Source organism: Azospirillum oryzae (assembly GCF_900177515.1).
In the GTDB taxonomy this organism is placed as follows: domain Bacteria; phylum Pseudomonadota; class Alphaproteobacteria; order Azospirillales; family Azospirillaceae; genus Azospirillum; species Azospirillum oryzae_A.
The window spans coordinates 217,756-237,009 of sequence record NZ_FXAK01000001.1; the positions used below are offsets into that span (position 1 = coordinate 217,756).

At 68.0% G+C, this 19,254-nt stretch carries 18 protein-coding genes; 11 read left to right on the forward strand and 7 right to left on the reverse strand.

The window, feature by feature from the left end; translation table 11 throughout:
* Positions 1 to 127: 127 nt before the first annotated feature.
* Positions 128 to 583, forward strand: coding sequence for a hypothetical protein (locus tag B9N97_RS01015; RefSeq protein WP_085082452.1), 456 nt, complete (start codon positions 128 to 130; stop codon positions 581 to 583).
* A gap of 34 nt (positions 584 to 617) precedes the next feature.
* On the opposite strand, the gene B9N97_RS01020 is transcribed toward B9N97_RS01015, so the two are convergent.
* On the reverse strand, positions 618 to 1,409 hold the full coding sequence (locus B9N97_RS01020) for an SDR family NAD(P)-dependent oxidoreductase (protein WP_085082454.1): 792 nt from the start codon (positions 1,407 to 1,409) through the stop codon (positions 618 to 620).
* Positions 1,410 to 1,587: 178 nt separating this feature from the next.
* Positions 1,588 to 2,451 carry an RNA polymerase sigma factor RpoH gene (rpoH, locus tag B9N97_RS01025; protein ID WP_085082456.1) on the reverse strand — a complete coding sequence of 288 codons (864 nt, stop codon included), beginning with the start codon at positions 2,449 to 2,451 and terminating at the stop codon, positions 1,588 to 1,590.
* An 800-nt stretch (positions 2,452 to 3,251) separates the two neighbouring features.
* On the opposite strand from rpoH, the gene B9N97_RS01030 reads away from it, so the two are divergent.
* Together B9N97_RS01030 and B9N97_RS01035 are read left to right on the forward strand one after the other, a co-directional pair.
* Positions 3,252 to 4,517: a polysaccharide pyruvyl transferase family protein gene (locus B9N97_RS01030; protein WP_085082458.1), complete on the forward strand. Its 1,266-nt coding sequence runs from the start codon at positions 3,252 to 3,254 to the stop codon at positions 4,515 to 4,517.
* Positions 4,518 to 4,537: 20 nt separating this feature from the next.
* Positions 4,538 to 5,683, forward strand: a complete 1,146-nt coding sequence (locus B9N97_RS01035) for a hypothetical protein (protein WP_085083246.1) — start codon at positions 4,538 to 4,540, stop codon at positions 5,681 to 5,683.
* Positions 5,684 to 5,695: 12 nt separating this feature from the next.
* Here the strand turns inward: B9N97_RS01035 and B9N97_RS01040 are convergent, their stop codons facing one another.
* Positions 5,696 to 6,661 carry a LysR family transcriptional regulator gene (locus B9N97_RS01040; RefSeq protein ID WP_208621111.1) on the reverse strand — a complete coding sequence of 322 codons (966 nt, stop codon included), beginning with the start codon at positions 6,659 to 6,661 and terminating at the stop codon, positions 5,696 to 5,698.
* A gap of 79 nt (positions 6,662 to 6,740) precedes the next feature.
* On the opposite strand from B9N97_RS01040, the gene B9N97_RS01045 reads away from it, so the two are divergent.
* Both B9N97_RS01045 and B9N97_RS01050 read left to right on the forward strand, forming a co-directional pair.
* The gene (locus B9N97_RS01045) at positions 6,741 to 7,754 is read left to right on the forward strand and encodes a zinc-dependent alcohol dehydrogenase family protein (protein ID WP_085082460.1); all 1,014 of its coding nucleotides are present in this window, start codon (positions 6,741 to 6,743) and stop codon (positions 7,752 to 7,754) included.
* Between the two features lie 74 nt (positions 7,755 to 7,828).
* Positions 7,829 to 8,260 carry a DUF1810 domain-containing protein gene (locus B9N97_RS01050; RefSeq protein WP_085082462.1) on the forward strand — a complete coding sequence of 144 codons (432 nt, stop codon included), beginning with the start codon at positions 7,829 to 7,831 and terminating at the stop codon, positions 8,258 to 8,260.
* Positions 8,261 to 8,266: 6 nt separating this feature from the next.
* On the opposite strand, the gene B9N97_RS01055 is transcribed toward B9N97_RS01050, so the two are convergent.
* Positions 8,267 to 9,391, reverse strand: coding sequence for a malate/lactate/ureidoglycolate dehydrogenase (locus B9N97_RS01055; RefSeq protein WP_085082464.1), 1,125 nt, complete (start codon positions 9,389 to 9,391; stop codon positions 8,267 to 8,269).
* A 227-nt stretch (positions 9,392 to 9,618) separates the two neighbouring features.
* On the opposite strand from B9N97_RS01055, the gene B9N97_RS01060 reads away from it, so the two are divergent.
* Genes B9N97_RS01060 through B9N97_RS01070 form a run of 3 tightly spaced genes read left to right on the forward strand, consistent with a single transcriptional unit; the run spans position 9,619 to position 12,108 of the window.
* Complete coding sequence (locus B9N97_RS01060) at positions 9,619 to 9,960, forward strand: FeoA family protein (RefSeq protein ID WP_085082465.1); 342 nt, start codon at positions 9,619 to 9,621, stop codon at positions 9,958 to 9,960.
* A 36-nt stretch (positions 9,961 to 9,996) separates the two neighbouring features.
* On the forward strand, positions 9,997 to 11,907 hold the full coding sequence (feoB, locus tag B9N97_RS01065; protein WP_085082467.1) for a ferrous iron transport protein B: 1,911 nt from the start codon (positions 9,997 to 9,999) through the stop codon (positions 11,905 to 11,907).
* A gap of 3 nt (positions 11,908 to 11,910) precedes the next feature.
* Positions 11,911 to 12,108, forward strand: coding sequence for a hypothetical protein (locus B9N97_RS01070; protein ID WP_085082469.1), 198 nt, complete (start codon positions 11,911 to 11,913; stop codon positions 12,106 to 12,108).
* Between the two features lie 2 nt (positions 12,109 to 12,110).
* On the opposite strand, the gene B9N97_RS01075 is transcribed toward B9N97_RS01070, so the two are convergent.
* Together B9N97_RS01075 and B9N97_RS01080 are read right to left on the reverse strand one after the other, a co-directional pair.
* The gene (locus B9N97_RS01075; RefSeq protein WP_085082471.1) at positions 12,111 to 12,806 is read right to left on the reverse strand and encodes a pentapeptide repeat-containing protein; all 696 of its coding nucleotides are present in this window, start codon (positions 12,804 to 12,806) and stop codon (positions 12,111 to 12,113) included.
* Between the two features lie 75 nt (positions 12,807 to 12,881).
* Positions 12,882 to 14,795, reverse strand: a complete 1,914-nt coding sequence (locus tag B9N97_RS01080) for a methanol/ethanol family PQQ-dependent dehydrogenase (RefSeq protein ID WP_143266307.1) — start codon at positions 14,793 to 14,795, stop codon at positions 12,882 to 12,884.
* A gap of 486 nt (positions 14,796 to 15,281) precedes the next feature.
* Between B9N97_RS01080 and B9N97_RS01085 the strand changes: the two genes are divergently transcribed.
* Together B9N97_RS01085 and B9N97_RS01090 are read left to right on the forward strand one after the other, a co-directional pair.
* Positions 15,282 to 16,616 carry an ATP-binding protein gene (locus B9N97_RS01085; RefSeq protein WP_244560483.1) on the forward strand — a complete coding sequence of 445 codons (1,335 nt, stop codon included), beginning with the start codon at positions 15,282 to 15,284 and terminating at the stop codon, positions 16,614 to 16,616.
* On the forward strand, positions 16,613 to 17,245 hold the full coding sequence (locus B9N97_RS01090; protein WP_085082473.1) for a response regulator transcription factor: 633 nt from the start codon (positions 16,613 to 16,615) through the stop codon (positions 17,243 to 17,245). Before B9N97_RS01085 ends, B9N97_RS01090 begins: the two co-directional genes overlap by 4 nt.
* A 21-nt stretch (positions 17,246 to 17,266) precedes the next feature.
* Here B9N97_RS01090 and mntR read toward each other — a convergent pair whose 3' ends face one another.
* Positions 17,267 to 17,722 carry a manganese-binding transcriptional regulator MntR gene (mntR, locus tag B9N97_RS01095; RefSeq protein WP_085082475.1) on the reverse strand — a complete coding sequence of 152 codons (456 nt, stop codon included), beginning with the start codon at positions 17,720 to 17,722 and terminating at the stop codon, positions 17,267 to 17,269.
* A 112-nt stretch (positions 17,723 to 17,834) separates the two neighbouring features.
* On the opposite strand from mntR, the gene B9N97_RS01100 reads away from it, so the two are divergent.
* Positions 17,835 to 19,193, forward strand: coding sequence for an Nramp family divalent metal transporter (locus B9N97_RS01100; protein ID WP_085082477.1), 1,359 nt, complete (start codon positions 17,835 to 17,837; stop codon positions 19,191 to 19,193).
* Positions 19,194 to 19,254: the final 61 nt, after the last annotated feature.

Here is a 19,254-nt window from a genome sequence, read left to right on the forward strand (position 1 = left end):
CGGCTGCCTGTTGTTACTACCCCTCTCAGGCGTTCCTCATCCGCCTTTGCCAATGCTGGCAACCGGTTATCGCCCTCATAGTCGCCTCTACATGGCCACGGCCAGACCAGAACCAACAGGAAAAGACATGGTGGGGAAGACGACTTGGGCGGCATTGTCCGCGGTGGCGCTGCTGATCGGCTGCGCCGGGCAACAGCAGGGTACGGCCAGCAGCAACGGGACGGCGGCGACCGCATCCGCCGCGCCCTCGACGCCGGGCGCCAAGATGGTGAAATCGCGCGACGGCCGGTACGAGGGCGAGGTGATCGGCACCCCCGCCCCCGGCAGCCGCTTTTCCAAGCTGCAGATCGGCATGACGATGGAGGAGGTCTCCACCCTGATCGGCGCGCCCGACAACATGATCCGGCACGAAACCGGCAAGCGCTGGATTCCCTTCTATTTCGGCAACGATGCCCAGCGCCTGCAAGTCATCTACCGCAACGAAGGCTGCCTGACCTATACCGGCGGCAACGTCTTCGGCGGCGGCGGTTCGGAACTGATCCGCATCACCGTCGCGCCGAAGGGCGGTTGCCTGGACACCTGACGGCATATCTGACGGGATTGCCTGGGTCGGCGCCTCAGTGCTTGCCCGACCCCGGCTCCGCCATCTTGCGGTGCTGGCTGGCCAGCACGCCGGAGGGGGTGACGGTCGCCATCGTCGTCTGAAGCTTGTTCTTCCAGCCGGCGACCACGTCGCCCTCGCCCTTCATCATGGCGTCGAAGCCGACCTTGGCGACCATTGCCGGGTCGTCCTTCTTCCCCTGGCCGACCGCTGTGTCCATCATGCCGGCGCGCTCGAAGAATTCCGTATCGGTCGGGCCGGGCATCAGGCAGGTGACGGTGACGCCGCTGTCCTTCAACTCGTCGCGCAACGCGAAGGAGAAGGAGTCGATGAAGGCCTTCGTCCCGTTATAGACCGCCTGGAAGCTGCCGGGCATGAATCCGGCGATGGAGCCGGTGATCAGGATGCGGCCCTGGCCGCGGCTGCGCATGTCGCGCCCGATTTTCTGGATCAGATAGAGCGTGCCGGTGATGTTGGTGTCGATGACATGGCGGGCCTCGGCGAAGTCCTGATCCAGGAAGCCGTGGCCCAGCCCATGCCCGGCATTGGCCAGCAGCGCATCGACCGCCCGCCCTTTCAGCGCGGCATAGAGCCGGTCCACCCCGTCCAGCGTGGCGAGATCGGCCTGGACCGTCTCGACGGCAGCGCCCAGCTTGCGCAGCTCACCGGCCGCCTGCTCGATCGCCGGATCGTCGGCGGCAATGACGAGGTCGAAGCCGTTGCCGGCGCATTGTCTAGCGAGTTCAAGGCCGATGCCGCTTGAGGCTCCGGTGACGACGGCGAGTTGCGTATTGGCGGCGCGAGCCATGGGACTGCCCTTTCCGAAGATGGTGCTGTCCCGATCAACCGGCACTGCGGAAGGGAGGTTCCGATGCCGCAAGCTCCCTACCTATCGGTGCAGGAGATGTGGCGGTCGGCCGGGCACGCAAAAAGGGCGCGGCCCTTGCGAGCCGCGCCCCTCCGAAATAACCCGGCAACCCACCCGATCAGGCGTTGGTCAGCAGACGGTTCTTTTCGATTGCCACCTGCTCCGTCTTCGCGGTGGCGATCACCGCCTTCTGGAGCTTCTCGAAGGCACGCACCTCCAGCTGACGCACGCGCTCGCGCGAGACATGGAAGGTCTGGCTCAGCTCCTCCAGCGTCAACGGCTCGTCACGCAGGCGGCGGGCGACCAGGATCCGGCGCTCGCGGTCGTCCAGCACGCCCAGCCCCAGCTTCAGGAACTGCTGGCGCCGGCGGCGCTCCTCGGAGTCGGCCAGCGTCGTCTCCTGGTCCGGCCGCTCGTCGGCCAGCAGGTCCTGCCATTCGGCATCTCCCTCTTCCGACAGGCCGACGTTCAGCGAACGGTCGTTGCCCAGGCGGCGGTTCATCTCCACCACCTCGGTCTTCGACACGTTCAGTTCGGTGGCGATGCTCTCCACCGCTTCCGGCGACAGGTCGCCGCTCTCCAGCTCCTGCATCCGCGCCTTCAGGCGGCGCAGGCTAAAGAACAGCTTCTTCTGCCCGGCGGTGGTGCCGATCTTCACCAGCGACCAGTTGTGCAGGACATATTCCTGAATCGCCGCACGCACCCACCAGGACGCATAGGTGGCGAAGCGGAACCCCTTGGCGGGGTCGAACTTCTGCGCCGCCTGCATCACGCCGACATTGCCCTCCGCCACCAGATCGGCCAGCGGCAGGCCATAGCCGAGATAGCCGCGCGCCATCTTGACGACGAGACGCAGATGGCTGCCGATCAGCTTGTCGAGCGCGGCCTGATCCTGATGATCGTGCCAGCGGACGGCCAGATCGAGTTCCTGTTCCGGGGTCAGATACTGATACTTGCGGGCGTCCTGCAAATAGAGCTGCATCGGTTCGGCAGTGCGGGGTTCGCCAGGACGGGCTTGGGCGGTACGGGTTTGCACGGTGCGGGTTTCAGCGTTTTGCTGCATGGTGCCTCTTTATCTCCCTGCCGACGGGAGCGGCGCCGCAGGAAATAGCCGCGGCGTTGTTCGGGTCGGTCCTGTTGAAGGTCGGATTTTTGGTTCGTTGCGTTGCCGGCATTCGACGCTGCCGGACGGCGTGCACCGGGCCTCGGTGCGGGAAGGAACGAAGTGGAGACCTCTCCAGCCCCGCGAGCGGCGCCGCGACCGGGGAAGGGGGACGCGGCAGCCAGCAAGCCGCAGGGCGGGAGAGGAACGGCAGGGCCAGGCGCTCAGCGCGGCCGAACCGGGGAAACGGAAGCAGTCATATGGGCAAAAGCCATCCTATCGGGGTCGGCGCCATGACCGGCGCAACAGACTCTATATAGGAATTTTGACAACGCATTAAAGGGGCGCCCAGGCGAATTTTCCTGGCACCCTGATTGAGACCGGTTCCCGCGTCGATGTCCGGGAACGCTGTCGGAGATGGGTCGGCCTTCGCCCGCTTTCAACCCCCTGATCCCGCCACCAAACATCTTTCGAATTTCTATGCAACTTCGCAAGATCATCGACCGAACAGAGACAGGATCACAGAAATCAAATCGGCACCCGAAATTGCCTAGAAAGTCTAAGCACTGACAACGAACAAATACCCCGTGGCATTTTTCGGATGTCACTTGCAGTCTTACCTCTTCTGCGCTTACCGTCCGACTGTTTCCAGCATCCACCGACCCGAGGCTAGAGCCGACATGCTTGAAGACATCGTCATCGACACCCCTGTCGACCGGCCGCACTCTTCCGGCCAGACTGCCAGTCAGAGTGCCGGCCACGCTGGCGGCCGTGCATCGTCCCAGCCTCTGCGCGTCGCGGTGCTGTGGAAAACGCCGAATCTCGGCCTCTATTCGAACGCCGCCTTCGACGATCTGTACAACGGCATCGGGCACAACAACGGCAACCTCGCCTTCGTGCATTCGATCTGCAGCCACATCGCCAACCCGGTGAAGCATTTCAGCTGGGGCTCTTCGGCCGAGACGCTGCGGAACAACGCCGACATCATCGTCATTCCCTGCGCCAACCAGTTGGGCCGCCACACCGATTACGGTCAGATGGCAGAGAATCTGGAAAAGTCCGGGCTGCCGGTCGTCGCCATCGGCCTCGGCGCCCAGGCGAACAGCTACGACCACGACATTGAACTCAGCCCCGGCACGCTGCGCTGGGCGCAGGTGATCGCGGCATCGAACCCGTCGTCGGCGACCTCGGCCAACATCTACACCCGCGGCGCCTACACCACGGCGCAGTTGGACAAGCTGGGCATCACCGGGTCGCTGCCCGGCGGCTGCCCGTCGCATTTCCTCAACCAGGCGCCGGGTCTGGGCCGGAAGATCCACGCCAACTGGTCGGCGCTCGACCTGCCGCGCTCGATCACGGTGGCCGGCGGCCATCAGGCCTGGGTGAAGACGCGGGAAATCGAGCACCAGCTGATCGCCCTGATGATGGATCCCATCGCGCCCGGCCAGTACATCGTCCAGTCGATGGGCGAGATGATCCGCGCCTCGCGCGGGCTGTTCGACAGCATCGACCCCCATGCGCTGAAGGAAATCCACCGCCACACCGTGCCGCATTACTCCTTCGAGGAGTTCAAGGTCTGGTGCCGGAACTACATGCGCTCCTACTATGACGTGCCGGCCTGGATGGACACCCTGCGCCAGCAGGACCTGACCATCGGCTGCCGCTATCACGGCGTCGCGCTGGCAATCCAGGCGGAGCGGATGGGCCTGACGGTCACCATCGATTCCCGCACCCGTGAGCTGTGCGAGAACACCGGTGTCCCCTATGCCGACGCTGCCGACCTGACGATGCCGCTGACCCGCAGCCGGCTGAAGTCGCTGATCAATTTCGATCCCGACGCCTATGACCGCCACCGCGCGGAGTCGGCCGCCCGTTATCTGGACTTCCTGATCGCCAACCGGCTGCAGCCGGCGCCCTTCCTGAAGTCCATCGCGAACGGCAAGTGACCGGGCAAGTGACGGCCGCCATGCTCCGCCGGACCGCGGCGCTCGTGCTGTCGCTGAGCATGGCCGCCGCCCCCGCCCACGCGCTGACGATCAAAAGGACGGGGGAGCCGGAAACGGTCACCTCCTGGCAGCGCGACGCCTGCGCCCGAAGCGACGCGCCGGACACCCCGGCGCGCGCCTTCCGCGATGCGGGCGGCACGGTGCACCTGATCGCGTCCCATTCCACCGCGCGGGCGCTGACCGGCCCGTCGCTGGACGCCGTGCGGCCGAACTGCGCGGTGATCTTCCAGGGCCACGGCCAGGACGACCCGCGCCTGCATGACGACCGCAGCTGGATTTCGTCCTTCTACACCCCGGACGGCAACACCGTCTTCGCCCTGGTCAGCAACGAGTTTCACGCCCAGAAACGCCCGGCACTCTGCCCGTCCGGCCAATACATGCGCTGCTGGCGCAACAGCATCACCGCGGCGATCTCCACCGACGGCGGTGCGAGCTTCCGCCTGAGCGCCGCACCGCCCAACCACACCGTCGCGACGCTGCCCTACCCCTACGGCGGCGATGTCGGCCAGCGCACCGGCTATTTCGCGCCCAGCAACATCGTCCGCAACGGCGACCACTGGTACGCCTTCCTGTGGGCCGAACGGTTCGGGGCGCAGAAGCGCGGCGCCTGTCTGATGCGGACCGACAATCTCGCCGATCCACACTCCTGGCGCGGCTGGGACGGCAAATCCTTTTCCGTCCGTTTTGTCCGTGATGACCAAATTGAAGACGCCCCGGAGGCCCATCTCTGCGCCCCGGTCGCCCCCGATGTCCTGCAAGGCACCGTGCGCAGCATCGTCCGTCACCGCGCCAGCGGCCGGTTCATCGCCACGCTGGCGATGACCCGCGACGGCCGCACCGGCATCTGGACCACGACCTCGCCGGATCTGGTGAGCTGGTCGAAGCCGGAGCTTCTGTGGGCGGCCCCGCTGCTGTTCCGCTACGGCTGCGGCGACAAGACGGCCTTCGACTACCCCGCCCTGCTCGATCCCGCCAGCCAGAGCCGCAACTTCGACGATGTCGGCAAGACCGCCTATGTCTACATGACGCGGCTGAACCTGGACAAATGCAGGATCACCTGGAACCGCGACCTCGTCCGCATGCCGGTGGAGATCGGCGGAGGCTGACCGGAGCGCCCGTCAGGGTGGGCGGTTCCAGGGTGGCGGCGACAGCCGGTCCGCGATACAGTCGGCGAAGGCGCGGGTCTTGCCGGCAGTGAAGCGGCCGGACGGACGGACCAGATGGATGGCAGCTTCCCCGCCGCCGCCCCTGCCGGCGTCGCTGCCGACCTCCCAATCCGGCAGCACGCGGACCAGACGCCCGCCGGCCAGTTCCCGCCCGATCAGCCATTCCGAACACACCAGCAGCCCTTTTCCGGCCACCGCCGCATGGACGAGGCTATCGACATTGTCGGTCAGCAGCGGCCCGGACAGCCGCACCCGCACCCGCTCGCGCCCCCGGCTGAAGTGCCAATCCGACGGTGAATCGAACAGCGCGAACAGCAGCGCGTCATGGCCGGCGAGATCGGCCGGCTCCTGCGGGACTCCCCTTGCGGCGAGGTAGGATGGCGCGGCGCAGACCAGCCGCCGTTCCGCCCCCAGCCGGCGCGCCACCAGCGAACTATCGGGCAGCCGGCCGATGCGGATGGCAAGGTCGAACCCCTCCCCCACCAGATCGACGAAACGGTCGCTGTAGAAGGCTTCGATCCGCACGCGCGGAAAAGCGGTGAGGAAGTCGGGCAGAAGCGGTGCCACCCACAGCCGCCCGAACGCCTCCGGCAGCGACAGCCGCAGCGTTCCCTGCGGCACCGCTCCGGCGTCGGCAGCCTCCCGCTCCGCATCGGCCAGCAGGGTCAGGGCCATGCGAGCCCGGTCGGCGAAGCGGCGCCCGGCCTCCGTCGGCGTCACCCGCCGGGTGGTGCGCTCCAGCAGCCGGACGCCCAGCCGCCGCTCCAGCGCCGATACCCGGCGCGACAGCACGGAGGCGTCGCGGTTCAGCACCCGCGCCGCCGGTGCGAAGCCGCCGGTGTCGAGAACCGCCAGGAAGGCGGCGACCTCCTCCAGCCCCTGATCGCTCAATTCGTGCATGATGTGCAGCAATATCATGCAGACACACCGGATTAAAGGCTCAAGCGCAACGGGCTAGCTTCGCGTCACACATTACAGCAAGCAAGGAACCACCCCGATGCGCGCCTATCAGCTTGAAGCCCCCCGCCTCGACGCCCTTCGCATCGCCGAACTGCCGCGCCCCACCCCCGGCGCGGGCGAGGTGCTGGTCCGCCTGCGCGCCGCCAGCCTGAATTATGTCGATCTGGCGGTGGCGACCGGCGCCTTCCCCGTGCCGTCCATGCCGCTCATCCCCGTCGCCGACGGTGCGGGGGAGGTGGCGGAGATCGGCCCCGGCGTGAGCGGACTGACGGAAGGCGACCGGGTCATCCCGCATTTCCTGCCCGACTGGCAGGCCGGTACGCTGCCGCCGGTCGCCGGCCGGCGGATGCGCGGCATCAATATGCCCGGTTCGCTCGCCGATTACGCGGTGGTCCCCGCCGCCAGCCTCGTGCCGGTGCCCAGCCACCTGTCCTTCGCCGAGGCGGCAAACCTTCCCATCGCCGCGACCACGGCATGGCGGGCGATCCGCACCGGCGCGGTGCGTCCGGGAAGCACCGTGCTTCTGCTCGGCACCGGCGGCGTCAGCCTGTTCGCTCTGCAATTCGCCAAGGCGTCGGGCGCCCGCGTCATCATCACCTCCTCCTCCGACGCGAAGCTGGAACGGGCGAAGGCGCTCGGCGCCGATGAGGCGATCAACTACAGGACGACTCCCGACTGGGACGCGCGGGTTCTGGAACTGACCGGCGGGGCCGGCGTCGATCTGGTGGTGGAGACCGGTGGCGCCCAGACCTTTGCCCGGTCATTGAACGCCACGGCGGAGGAAGGCACGGTCTTCGTCATCGGCTTCCTCAGCGGCGCCGACCTCCAGGCCTCGCTGTTCCCGATCATCATGAAGATGCTGAAGGTGGTCGGCAGCAACACCGGATCGGTGGCCGACCTGCGCGAGGCCGTGCGCGCCATCGACGCCGGCAAAATCCGCCCGGTGGTCGACCGCGTCCATGACTTCGAGGATGCGGCCGGCGCCTATGCCACCCTGTCGCGCGGCAGCCATTTCGGCAAGATCGCCATTGCGCTGGCAACCGGCGGCTGATCCCGCAAACAGCCGTTGCGAAGCGCTGGTCGGCAACCGATGTCTCGGCATGGCACCCGATAAGGAGCAGCGCCATGCCGCAGGACGATCCTTTCGACCTCCAGCGCTTCGTCAAGGCGCAGGATCCGGTCTTCGCAACCGTGCTTGAGGAACTGCGGGCCGGCCATAAGCGGAGCCATTGGATGTGGTTCATCTTCCCGCAGCTGCGCGACCTCGGCCGTTCCGCCACCGCGCAGTTCTACGGCATCGCCTCGCTCGACGAGGCGCGTGCCTATCTGGCGCACCCGGTCCTCGGTTCCCGGCTGGCACAGGCGACGGAGACCGTGCTGGCGGTGGATGGGCGGACGCTTCATGAGATCTTCGGCTCGCCGGACGACCTGAAGTTCCGCTCCTCCATGACCCTGTTCGCCCGGGCTGCGGCAGAGGACGGCGACCTCTACCGCAAGGCCCTCGACCGCTACTGCGGCGGCCAACCGGACGAGGCGACGCTGAAACTGCTGGGCTGACCGTCTTCAGGCCAGCAATTCGCCCAGGTCCAGTCCACGCTCCCGCCCCAGGCTGTCCAGCATCGCCAGCGTGGCGCCGTCCAGCGGGATGCCGTCGGCCAGACGCTGCCGACGGGTGCGGCTTTCCGGCTCGCCCGGCATCTGGATGGCGTCCACCCCCGGTACCGTCGGCGTGTCGCGGACATAGGCGACCAAATCGTCGAGATCGGCCGCCCACTGGGCGTTGCCGCCGCGCGCCGGGTCGAAGACGATGGCGAACATGTTGTTCATCACCCGGCCGGAGTTCTGGTGCGACGGCGTGCCGGGCATCGCCGAGGCCAGCGCCCCGGCCAGCACGTCGCACATCAGCGCCAGCCCGAACCCCTTGTGCCCGCCAAGCGGCAGCAGGGCGCCCGACGGATCCTGGAACATCACGCCGGGATCCTGCGTCGGGTCGCCCTGCGGGTCGAGCAGCAGGCCGGGCGCCATCTCCTGCCCCTTGCCCATGGCGACGCGGCATTTGCCGACGGCGACGGCGCTGGTGGCGAAATCCAGCACCAGGGCCGGGGTGGCGTCCGTACCGGGAACCGCGATGCAGATCGGGTTGGTGCCCAGCCGAGGGCGGGTGCCGTCATGCGGCGCCACCGCCGGGCGGGTAACGACGTTGACGAAGGCCAGCGCGACCAGCCCGGCGTCGCTGCACTGCTCGCCATAGGAGCCGACGCGACCGATATGGTGGCTGTCGCGCAGGGACAACACCGCCAGCCCCTCCCGCCGTGCCTGTTCGATGGCGAGATCCATCGCCTCGCGTGCGATCACCTGACCGTAGCCGCTGCCACCGCCGACCGCCAGGAAGGGACCGGAGCGGCCGATCACCGTCGCATGCTGGTTGGGCCGCAGCAGCCCGGCGGCAATCGCCGGCATATACATCGCCAGCATGCCGACGCCGTGGCTGTCATGGCCGCGCAGGTTCGCTTCCACCAGATGGTCGGCGACGACCGCCGCCTCCTGCTCCTCGCTGCCGGCCGCCCGCAACAGGCGCCGCACCGCTTCCGCCAACCGGTCCGCCCGCACCGGCCGCAGCCCCGTGCCATAGACGCCGGCGTTGAAGGACGCCGCCGCGGCGAAGGGATCCTTTTGTGTTTCTGTCATCCTGTACCTTCCCGACCGGCCGCCGCCCCACCCGGGCAACGGCCTGATTTCCGGCCCCTATTTGGTCGCCGCGGCGCCGGCAGGGCAAGGGTGCAAAATGGACGAGCGCCCCTCCAGCAGCCCGCCGGCCGGCCGGCAAGCTTTGCGACGCTTCGTCACATCGCTACTGCGAGTTATTCGCATCACTATGGTGACTGCGGCCCAGCGCCGCCGAAAGGTGATCCCGAATGACCTCTCCTGTTTCCGGCCTGCGACATCCCATCTCCACCAGCATCACCCTTGGCACCACCTCCGACCCTCCGTCCAGCGGCGATGGCTGCCGTCTCGGCGCGTTGCGCAAGGGTCAGCGCGCGGTGGTGACCGGCCTCGACGAGGCCGCCGTCGTCACCCCGCTGCCGCCCGGCGAACTGGAACGCCGCATGATCGAGATGGGCCTGATCGAAGGCGCCCGCGTGGAAATCCTGCATGAAGGATTCCCCGGTGCCGATCCGCTTGCCGTGCGCATCGACGACCACACCCTGGCCCTGCGCCGGGCGGAGGCGCACGCCGTTCTGGTGACGCTCGGCTGAGCCGTCGCCTCCCCTTCCTGCGGAAGGATTTCCGCGATGTCCGATACCGTTCTATCCACCCCCGTGCTTCCGGCCGTGCCGCCACGCATCGCACTGGTCGGCAATCCCAACTGCGGCAAGACCGCCCTGTTCAACGCGCTCACCGGCGCCCGCCAGAAGGTGGCGAACTACCCCGGCGTGACGGTCGAGCGCAAGATCGGCGAATTTCTCAGTCCCGCCGGCACCCGCGTGCAGATCGTCGACTTGCCCGGCACCTACAGCCTGCGCGCCCGCTCCCCCGACGAGGAGGTGACGCGCGATGTCGTGCTGGGCCGTTTCCGGCATGAGGCGCCGCCCGACGCGATGGTCTGCGTCGCCGATGCCACCAACCTGCGCCTGCATCTGCGGCTGGTGCTGGAGTTGAAGAAGCTCGGGCGACCGATCATCCTCGCGCTCAACATGATGGACGTGGCGGTGGCGCGCGGCTGCCGTGTCGATGCGGCGGCCCTGTCGGCGGCGCTGAGCGTACCGGTGGTGCCGACGGTGGCGATCAGGCGCAACGGCGTGTCCGGGCTGCTCGACCAGATCGACCGCAGCATGATGGCGATGACGACCGACCTCGCCGCTGCGCCCTGCGGCTGGAGCGAGCCGTCGGCGCGGGAGTTGCGCGCCTATCACCAGGAGGTCGAGGGCATCCTGGCCGCCGCGCTTCAGGATGCCGGCAAGCCGTCGCTCGCCACCCGGCGCATCGACGCGGCCCTGCTGCATCCGGCGGTCGGCCTGCCCTTCCTGTTGCTGGTGCTGTTCCTGATGTTCCAGGCGGTGTTCGCCTGGGCCGCCGTGCCGATGGACATGATCGACGGCGCGCTGGGCTGGGTGCAGGCTGCCGCCGGCGCCGCCCTGCCGGACGGCATGCTGAAAAGCCTGATCACCGACGGCATCATCGCCGGGGTGGGCAGCGTGCTGATCTTCCTGCCGCAGATCCTGGTGCTGTTCTTCTTCATCCTGGTGCTGGAATCCACCGGTTACATGGCGCGGGCGGCCTTCCTGCTCGACCGGCTGATGGGCGGCGTCGGGCTGCACGGCCGGGCCTTCATCCCGCTGCTGTCCAGCTTCGCCTGCGCGGTTCCCGGCATCATGGCGGCCCGCACCATCGAGAACCGCGCCGACCGGCTGGCCACCATCATGATCGCGCCGCTGATGACCTGCTCGGCCCGGTTGCCGGTCTATACACTCATCATCGCCGCCTTCGTCCCCAGCCGGACGGTGGCCGGCGGCATGATCGGGCTGCAGGGGCTGGTGATGTTCACCCTCTATGCCGCCGGCATCCTGTCGGCGCTCGCAGTCGCCTTCGTGCTGAAGCGCACGATCTTCAAGGGCGCCCGCGAGCCGCTGCTGATGGAACTGCCGTCCTACCGGCTGCCCAGCCCGCGCGACATCCTGCTGGGGCTGCTGGAGCGGACGCGCATCTTCCTGGCCCGCGCCGGCACGGTGATCTTCGCCATCATGATCCTGCTGTGGTTCCTCGGCAGCTTCCCGGCGGCACCCGACGGGGCCACGGGGCCGGCCATCGACTACAGCTTCGCCGGGATGCTCGGCCATGCGCTGGCGCCGCTGCTCGCCCCCATCGGCTTCACCTGGCAGATCGCCATCGCCCTGGTGCCGGGCATGGCGGCGCGCGAGGTGGCGGTGGCGGCGCTCGGCACCGTCTACGCACTGAGCGAGACGGGCGACGCGCTGTCCGGTTCGCTGGCCGGTGTGCTGGCGGCGGACTGGAGCCTGCCCACCGCCTTGTCCCTGCTGGCATGGTTCGTGTTCGCCCCGCAATGCGTCTCCACCCTGTCGGTGGTGAAGCGGGAAACCAACAGCTGGTTCTGGATGCTGATGATGATCGCCTACATGACGGCGCTCGCCTATGGCGCCGCATTCGTCACCTTCCGCCTGTCCACCGCCCTGCTGGGAGGCTGAGCCATGATGGAAAGCATCTTGGTCGGCTTGATCGTCGCCGCCGCCTTTGCCTGGGTGGCCTGGAGCATCCTGCTGCCGGCATCCTGGCGCAACCGCCTGCGCCGGCTGGCCGGACGGCCGGTCCCGTCACAGGCGGCCGAAGGCTGCGGGGGTTGTTGCGGCTGCGACGCCGCGACCCCGAAGCGCGGCCGGCACTGCTGAAATTACCAACCGGTGGGACAGGCCCGGCAGCCGGTCATCAGCGCATCCTGGAAGATGGCAAAGCGCAGCTTGGCTCCGTCCATGTTGGCGCCGGACAGGTTGGACAGCGCCATCTTCGCCTCCTGAAGATTGGCCCCCTCTAGGCTGGCGCCGGCGAGATTGACCTTGTCGGCGCGGATCGCCTCCAGATTGGCGGCGGTCAGGTCGCTGCCGGTGAAATCGGCGCCGGTGGCGCGGGCGAATTCCAGATTGGCGCCGCGCAACCGCGCTCCCGACAGGCGGGCGCCCTGCAGGAAGGCGGTGCGCAGGTCGGCGCCGTCCAGAATGGCTCCGGTCAGGTTGGCGCCACGCAGGTCCGCCTTGCGCAGGTCGGCCCGCATCAGGTTGGCCCCATGCAGATCGGCCCCCGCCAGCGATAGGCCACGCAGATTGCGGTGCCGCAGGTCCAGATTGGGGCAGACGATCCGCGGCCCGAGCGTACAGCCGTCGACGACGCTCGCCCGCTCCTCCTCGCCGCCGCCGACTGGTTGCGCCGTCTGGTCGTCCGACGCCGCCGGGATGGCCGCAGTCTCCATTCCCGCTGCGAGCGATGGCGAAACGGGTGCTGAAAGGCCGAGGGTCAGGACGCCCAGGGCAAAGAGCCGACGGAAGTCATCGGGCCGTTTCCGGCACTGCAGGGTGGCGAAGCGCGACGTCATGATGATGCCTCCGATGAAAGGCGCCGGGGCGGTCTTATGCCCCGGCGTTCCTTGGTCCGGTTTCTCAGGACCCGGTCACTTGGTGCTGGAGACCTTCACGTCGGCCAGCTTGAACACCCAGAAGGAGCCGCCCTGGGTCACGCGGGTGGTCAGGTCGGCCAAATCGCCGCCCCACAGCGGCACCGCGCCGCCATAGCCGGTGGTGATGCCGACATACTGCACCCCGTCCTGCTCCCAGGTGACGGGGGAGGAGACGATCCCCGACCCGGTCTGGAAGTGCCAAAGCTCCTCGCCGGTCTTGGCGTTGAAGGCCTTGACAAAGCCGTCGCCGGTGCCGGTGAAGACCAGATTGCCGGCGGTGGCCAGCGTGCCGGCCCACAGCGGCAGTTCCTCCTTATGCTCCCAGACGATCTTGCCGGTCTTCGGATCCAGCGCCCGCAGGCTGCCGACATGGTCGTCGAACATCTTGTGGATGCGGAACCCCATGCCGAGATAGGCCGAGCCGGGGTTGTAGCCGACATGCTCGGTCCAATAATCCTCCTTCCAATGGTTGGCGGCGATGTAGAACAGCTTGGTGTCCTCGCTGTAGGACATCGGGTTCCAGTTCTTGCCGCCGAGGAAGGGCGGCGACACCTCGACCGGCTTGCCGCGCTTCTCGCCTTCGGCCGGCAGCGGCGGACGCTGTCCCTCATTCTCGATGGGACGGCCAGTCTTCAAATCGATGCCCTTGGCCCAGGTGATGCCGTCGACGAAGGGGTAGGCGGCGATCACGCTGTTCGGCTTGTTCGGCTCACCGCCGGCCGTCGCCAGCTTGGTCCGGTCGGTGACATAGAAGAAGCCGTTGCGGTCGGCATGCGCCGTCGCCTTCACCGTCTTGCCGGCGGCGTCGGTATAGTCGAACAGCACCAGCTCGTTGTTGCCGGAGAAGTCCCAGGTGTCGTTCGGCGTGTGCTGATAGAAGCCCTTCAGCTCGCCGGTGGTCGGATCGACATAGGCTTGGCCCGAGGTGTAGAGGCTGTCGCCCGGCCAGCGCGCCCAGCCGTTCCATGGCGCCGGGTTGCCGGTGCCGATGACGATGGTGTTGGTCTCGACGTCGAAGGTGGCGCTCTGCCACGGCGCACCGCCGCCATGGTTCCAGGCCTCCACCAGATTGCCGTCCTTGTCGCGCGGCCAGGAGGGGGCCTTGTCGCTGCCGGTCGGTGTGCTGTCCTTGCCGTTCAGCCGGCCCATGTGGCCTTCGACCAGCGGACGCATCCAGATTTCCTCGCCGGTGTCGGGATCGCGGGCGAACAGCCGCCCGACCACGCCGAATTCGTCGCCGGACGAGCCGTGGATCAGCAGAACCTTGCCGGTCTTCTGGTCCTTCACGATGGTCGGCGCGCCGGTCATCGTGTAGCCGACCTTGTGATCGGCGAACTTCTTCTTCCAGACGACCTTGCCTGTGTCCTTGTTCAGCGCGACGATGGAGGCGTCGAGCGTTCCGAAGAACAGCTTGTCACCATAGATCGCCGCACCGCGGTTGACCACGTCGCAGCAGGGACGGATGTCGTCGGGCAGGCGGTGGGCATAGCTCCACAGCCGCTTGCCGGTCTTGGCGTCCAGCGCGAACATCCGCGAATAGGAGGCGGTGACGTAGATGACGCCGTCATGGACCAGCGCCTGGGTCTCCTGCCCGCGCTGCTTCTCATCGCCGAAGGAGAAGGACCAGGCCGGAACCAGACGCGACACGCTCTCGGCATTGATCTGCTTCAGCGGGCTGAAACGCTTGCCTTCCACTCCCATGCCGTACATCAGCACGTCGCCGGTGTTCTTCGCATCGTTGGCGATGGCGTCCCAAGTGACCTCGGAGGCCAGCGCCGGCCCCGCCGGAGCCGCGGCCAGGAACAGCGCGGCGATCACGCCGGCGACTCCTGCCAGATGGACCCGGCGGCGCGGCTTGGTGCCGGAATTGGTGCTGCCCGCAGATGTGCTGTAGGACGAAAGTGTCATGCGTTTCCCCCGATGATTGGCCGCCAAGCGGCGTTCGTGTCGTCCGCCGCAAAGCGGCGGCGATACCGCCACGCCGGCTTGTTCCCGATTCCGCGGACGGCGGGAGGCGATGCCGCCCGCGGGACCGGAAAAGCCGAACGTGACGATGTCGTGCCAGAAGGGTCGTGCCAGAAGGCCGTTGCTTTCTGAGCGGCAGGACCTTTTCAAAGCCGGTCTGTGCATCCCGCCCGGCGCACAGCACCTTGTCTTGCCACGTCCAATAGTCTCTCCCCCGGCGGCATGGTTCCATTCGACAATCCGGGGAAGAACTTCTTGACGGTGAGCCATGACGACATCCCGGCCGGACCAGGATTTTTTCCCGTCCGCCGATGCGGAACGTACAAATCCACATCGGCAGCATCATTCGATTGTCCGAAGGGCGGATGGCGTCCGATCCGATGGATCGACTAACATTCCGTCATTGGTCTTATTGCGGAGTGGGCGGCGGTGTCGTTGAGGCTGCGCATCCTGGCCCTGATCGGGCTTTTCCTGCTGCTGATGGCGGCGGCCGGCGGGGCGGTGATGGTCGCCAACGCCCGCGATGCCGTCCGGGCGGAAATGGCATCCGCCCTCGAGTTGGGCGGCGCGCTGGGACTGGCGATGGCGGAGCGCGGGGAGATGCCCGGCGGCATCGGCATCCTGAACGGGATGGGGTTGCGCCACCTTCGCTTCATCGGACCCGACGGGTTGCCGCAGCCGGAACCGGCGGAACGGCGGGCGCCGGACTGGTTCGCCGCGCTGATCGGCGGTGAGCCGCTGGAACGGCGGCTGGACACGGGCGAACTTGGCGGCGATCTGCGCATCGTCGCCGAGCCCTGGGACGAGATTGCCGAGGTTTGGGAGGATATGAGCGATCTCGCCGCGGCGATGCTGGCGGTCGGGCTGCTGCTGATGGCGGCCGCCCACCTCGCGGTCGGGCGCGCCCTGGCTCCGCTGTCGCGGCTGGAAGCGGGGGTGGAGCGGCTGCGCGCCGGCGACTATGCCTTCGCTGTCGACGGTCGCGGCGTGCCCGAACTCGACCGGCTGGGAGCCGGCATCGCCGCCCTGGCCGACGGGCTGGCGGCGGCGGAGCGGGAGAACCGGCAGGCCGGCCAGCGGATCGTCGCCGCGCAGGATGCCGAACGGCGGGAGATCGCCCGCGAAATCCACGACGAACTCGGCGCCGCCCTGTTCGCGATCAAGGTCGATGCCGGCCGCATCCTGCGCCTGCGCGACGGCGCTGCCGACAGCGAAGCCGCCGAACGTGCGGCCAAGATCCTGGACACGGCGGCGGAGGTCCACCGGCTGAGCCGCCGCATCCTGGCCCGCCTGCGCCCCGCCCTGCTCGACCAACTGCCGCTGAGCGAGGCGCTGGCCGAACTGACCGGAGAGTGGATGCGGCGCCAGCCCGACATCGCCGTGACGCTGACCATCGAACCGCCGGCGGCGATGGCCGATCTCGACGGCTGCGACGAGGTGCTGCGGCTGACCGTCTACCGGCTGGTTCAGGAATCCCTGGTCAACGCCTTTCGCCACGCCGCGCCGTCTGCCGTCGCGGTCGCCCTGCGGATCGACCCCGACATGGTCGAGATCACCATAATCGACGACGGCCCGGGCCTGCCGAGCGGCGGGGATGCGGGGAAAAGCGGCTTCGGCATTTCCGGCATGGCGGAACGGGTCCGTACGCTTGGAGGCACCCTGGCGATCGGAACCGCGGCCGGCGGCGGCACCCGCGTATCGGCCCGCCTGTGCCGCCCGGCCCTTTCGCCATCCTCCCCGCCCGCATTGGAGCGTATGACGTGACCCGTACCATTCTTCTGGTCGACGACCACCCCATCGTCCGGGCCGGCTGCCAGCGCCTGCTGGCCGAAGCGGCGCTCGGCCGCGTGGTCGAGGCGGAGGATGTCGGCAGCGCGCTGGCGCTGTGGCGGGCGGAGCGGCCAGATGTCGTCGTCCTCGACCTCAACATACCGGGTGACGGCGGCGGCATGGCGGTGCTGCGCAGCATCCGCGAGGAAACCCCGGCGGTGCCCGTCCTGATTTTCAGCATGCATGAGGATCCGGCCATCGCCGCCCGTGCACTGAAGGCCGGAGCCAGGGGCTATGTCACCAAGAACGACGCGCCCGACAGCCTCGCCTCCGCCATCGGCACGGTACTGGCCGGGCGCATCCATCTGGACAGCGGCCTTGCCCGCGATCTGGCGCTGATGACCCTGATGCCGCCATCCGACCCGCTGGCCGGACTGACCCAGCGCGAACGGGAAATCCTGGGGCTGGTCGGACGCGGACTGACTACGGCGGCCATCGCGGAGCGGTTGGGGATCAGTCAGAAGACGGTGGCCAACAGCTGCACCCAGATCAAGGACAAGCTGGGCGCCGACAGCACCCGCGCCCTGATCCGCATCGCCATCGACAACGGTCTGGCCGCCTGAAGGCTTTGAACTGGGGACCGCTCAGCCGCCCTTTGCCAGCGCCCGGCGGAAGGCATCCAGCGTCTCGGCGCTGACATGATGCTCGATGCCCTCGGCATCGATCCGCGCGGTGTCGGCGCTGACGCCGAGAGAGCGGAGGAAGGCCACCACCGTCTGGTGCCGTTCGCGGCTTTCCTCGGCAATCCTGCGGCCGGCGTCGGTCAGGAACACGGCACGGTAGGGCTTGCGGTAGACCAGCCCCTCGGCCGCCAGCCGGTCCAGCATGCGGGCGACGGTGGGCTGCGCCACGCCCAGCCGCGCGGCGATGTCGACCTGCCGCGCCTCCTGCCCGCTTTCGATCAGGTCGGCGATCAGCTCCACATAATCCTCGGCGAGGGCGGAGCGCTGCGCCTCCCGTGTCTTGCGGAAGCCTTCGGCATGGAGTTCGGCATCGGGCAGCGCCGTCTCGGCCGGCGCATCGCCTTCCCTGACCGTCACGCTTCACCCCCGGAAAAGTTTGGTTCCGGAAAGTATAGCATCTTGCATACTCGATGTCGCGGTACATACTTGATTGATACCAGTTTGCAATTCGGCCGGGAGCCACACGCCGATGTCGGAAGCCGAAGCCGCCGTGCCGCCCCCCAGCGCCTGGAGATACTCCAGCCAGGACGGGGACGGCCGGCTAAGCCTGCCGGAGGTCCATGCCTCCATCGCGGTACCGCAGGGCGGCCTGTGGCTGCGCCGGCTGCTGGCCTTCGCCGGGCCGGGCTACATGGTGTCGGTCGGCTACATGGACCCCGGCAACTGGGCGACCGATCTCGCCGGCGGGTCGCAGTTCGGCTACACGCTGCTGTCCGTCATCATGCTGTCCAACCTGATGGCGATCCTGCTGCAGTCGCTGGCGGCGCGGCTGGGCATCGTCACCGGGCGCGATCTGGCCCAGGCCTGCCGCGACCATTACCCCCGCCCGATCAACCTGACGCTGTGGGTGGCGTGCGAGGCGGCGATCATCGCCTGCGACCTTGCCGAGGTCATCGGCACCGCCATCGCGCTGAACCTGCTGTTCGGCATCCCGCTGATCGGCGGCGCCCTGATCACCGCGCTCGACGCCTTCCTGGTGCTGCTGCTGATGCAGCGGGGCTTCCGCTATCTGGAGGCCTTCGTCATCGCCCTGCTGACCATCATCGCCGGCTGCTTCCTGGTGCAGATCGTCGCCGCCGCGCCGCCGGTCGCCGCCGTGCTCAACGGTTTCATCCCGACGGCGGAGGTGGTGACCAACCCCGGCATGCTCTATGTCGCCATCGGCATCCTGGGCGCCACCGTGATGCCGCACAACCTCTACCTCCACTCCTCCATCGTGCAGACCCGCGCCTATCCGCGGACGGAGGAGGGGCGGCGCGACGCCATCACCTGGGCCACCATCGACAGCACCATCGCGCTGATGCTGGCCCTGTTCGTCAACGCCGCCATCCTGATCCTGGCCGCCAGCGTCTTCCACGGCAGCGGCCATACCGAGGTGGCGGAGATCGGCGAGGCGTTCGAACTGCTGTCGCCGCTGCTGGGCCTGGGTATCGCCTCCACCCTGTTCGCCGTGGCGCTGCTGGCGTCGGGCCTCAACTCCACCGTGACGGCGACGCTGGCCGGGCAGATCGTGATGGAGGGGTTCCTGCGGCTTCGCCTGCCGCACTGGGCGCGCCGGCTGCTGACCCGCGGGCTCGCCATCATCCCGGTGGTGGTGGTGACGGCGCTCTATGGCGAAAGCGGCACGGCGCAGCTGCTGGTGTTCAGTCAGGTCGTGCTGTCGATGCAGCTTCCCTTCGCAGTCATTCCGCTGGTCCGCTTCGTCACCGACCGCGGCAAGATGGGCAGCTTCGCCGTTCCCGGCTGGATCGCCGGCCTGTCCTGGATCGTCGCCGGCATCATCGTCGTGCTGAACCTGAAACTGCTCTACGACACGGTTCTCGGCTGATCGCCGTTGTGCAATTGAATGGATGCTTTATCTGAGGGAAAGTCCCGTTCGCTTGCGCGCC

Excerpts from the sequence above, each read along its gene's own strand:
- B9N97_RS01015 (WP_085082452.1), top strand. The coding sequence starts at position 128 with ATGGTGGGGAAGACGACTTGGGCGGCATTGTCCGCGGTGGCGCTGCTG.
- B9N97_RS01020 (WP_085082454.1), bottom strand. The coding sequence starts at position 1,409 with ATGGCTCGCGCCGCCAATACGCAACTCGCCGTCGTCACCGGAGCCTCA.
- rpoH (WP_085082456.1), bottom strand. The coding sequence starts at position 2,451 with ATGCAGCTCTATTTGCAGGACGCCCGCAAGTATCAGTATCTGACCCCG.
- B9N97_RS01030 (WP_085082458.1), top strand. The coding sequence starts at position 3,252 with ATGCTTGAAGACATCGTCATCGACACCCCTGTCGACCGGCCGCACTCT.
- B9N97_RS01035 (WP_085083246.1), top strand. The coding sequence starts at position 4,538 with ATGCTCCGCCGGACCGCGGCGCTCGTGCTGTCGCTGAGCATGGCCGCC.
- B9N97_RS01040 (WP_208621111.1), bottom strand. The coding sequence starts at position 6,661 with ATGATATTGCTGCACATCATGCACGAATTGAGCGATCAGGGGCTGGAG.
- B9N97_RS01045 (WP_085082460.1), top strand. The coding sequence starts at position 6,741 with ATGCGCGCCTATCAGCTTGAAGCCCCCCGCCTCGACGCCCTTCGCATC.
- B9N97_RS01050 (WP_085082462.1), top strand. The coding sequence starts at position 7,829 with ATGCCGCAGGACGATCCTTTCGACCTCCAGCGCTTCGTCAAGGCGCAG.
- B9N97_RS01055 (WP_085082464.1), bottom strand. The coding sequence starts at position 9,391 with ATGACAGAAACACAAAAGGATCCCTTCGCCGCGGCGGCGTCCTTCAAC.
- B9N97_RS01060 (WP_085082465.1), top strand. The coding sequence starts at position 9,619 with ATGACCTCTCCTGTTTCCGGCCTGCGACATCCCATCTCCACCAGCATC.
- feoB (WP_085082467.1), top strand. The coding sequence starts at position 9,997 with ATGTCCGATACCGTTCTATCCACCCCCGTGCTTCCGGCCGTGCCGCCA.
- B9N97_RS01070 (WP_085082469.1), top strand. The coding sequence starts at position 11,911 with ATGATGGAAAGCATCTTGGTCGGCTTGATCGTCGCCGCCGCCTTTGCC.
- B9N97_RS01075 (WP_085082471.1), bottom strand. The coding sequence starts at position 12,806 with ATGACGTCGCGCTTCGCCACCCTGCAGTGCCGGAAACGGCCCGATGAC.
- B9N97_RS01080 (WP_143266307.1), bottom strand. The coding sequence starts at position 14,795 with ATGACACTTTCGTCCTACAGCACATCTGCGGGCAGCACCAATTCCGGC.
- B9N97_RS01100 (WP_085082477.1), top strand. The coding sequence starts at position 17,835 with ATGTCGGAAGCCGAAGCCGCCGTGCCGCCCCCCAGCGCCTGGAGATAC.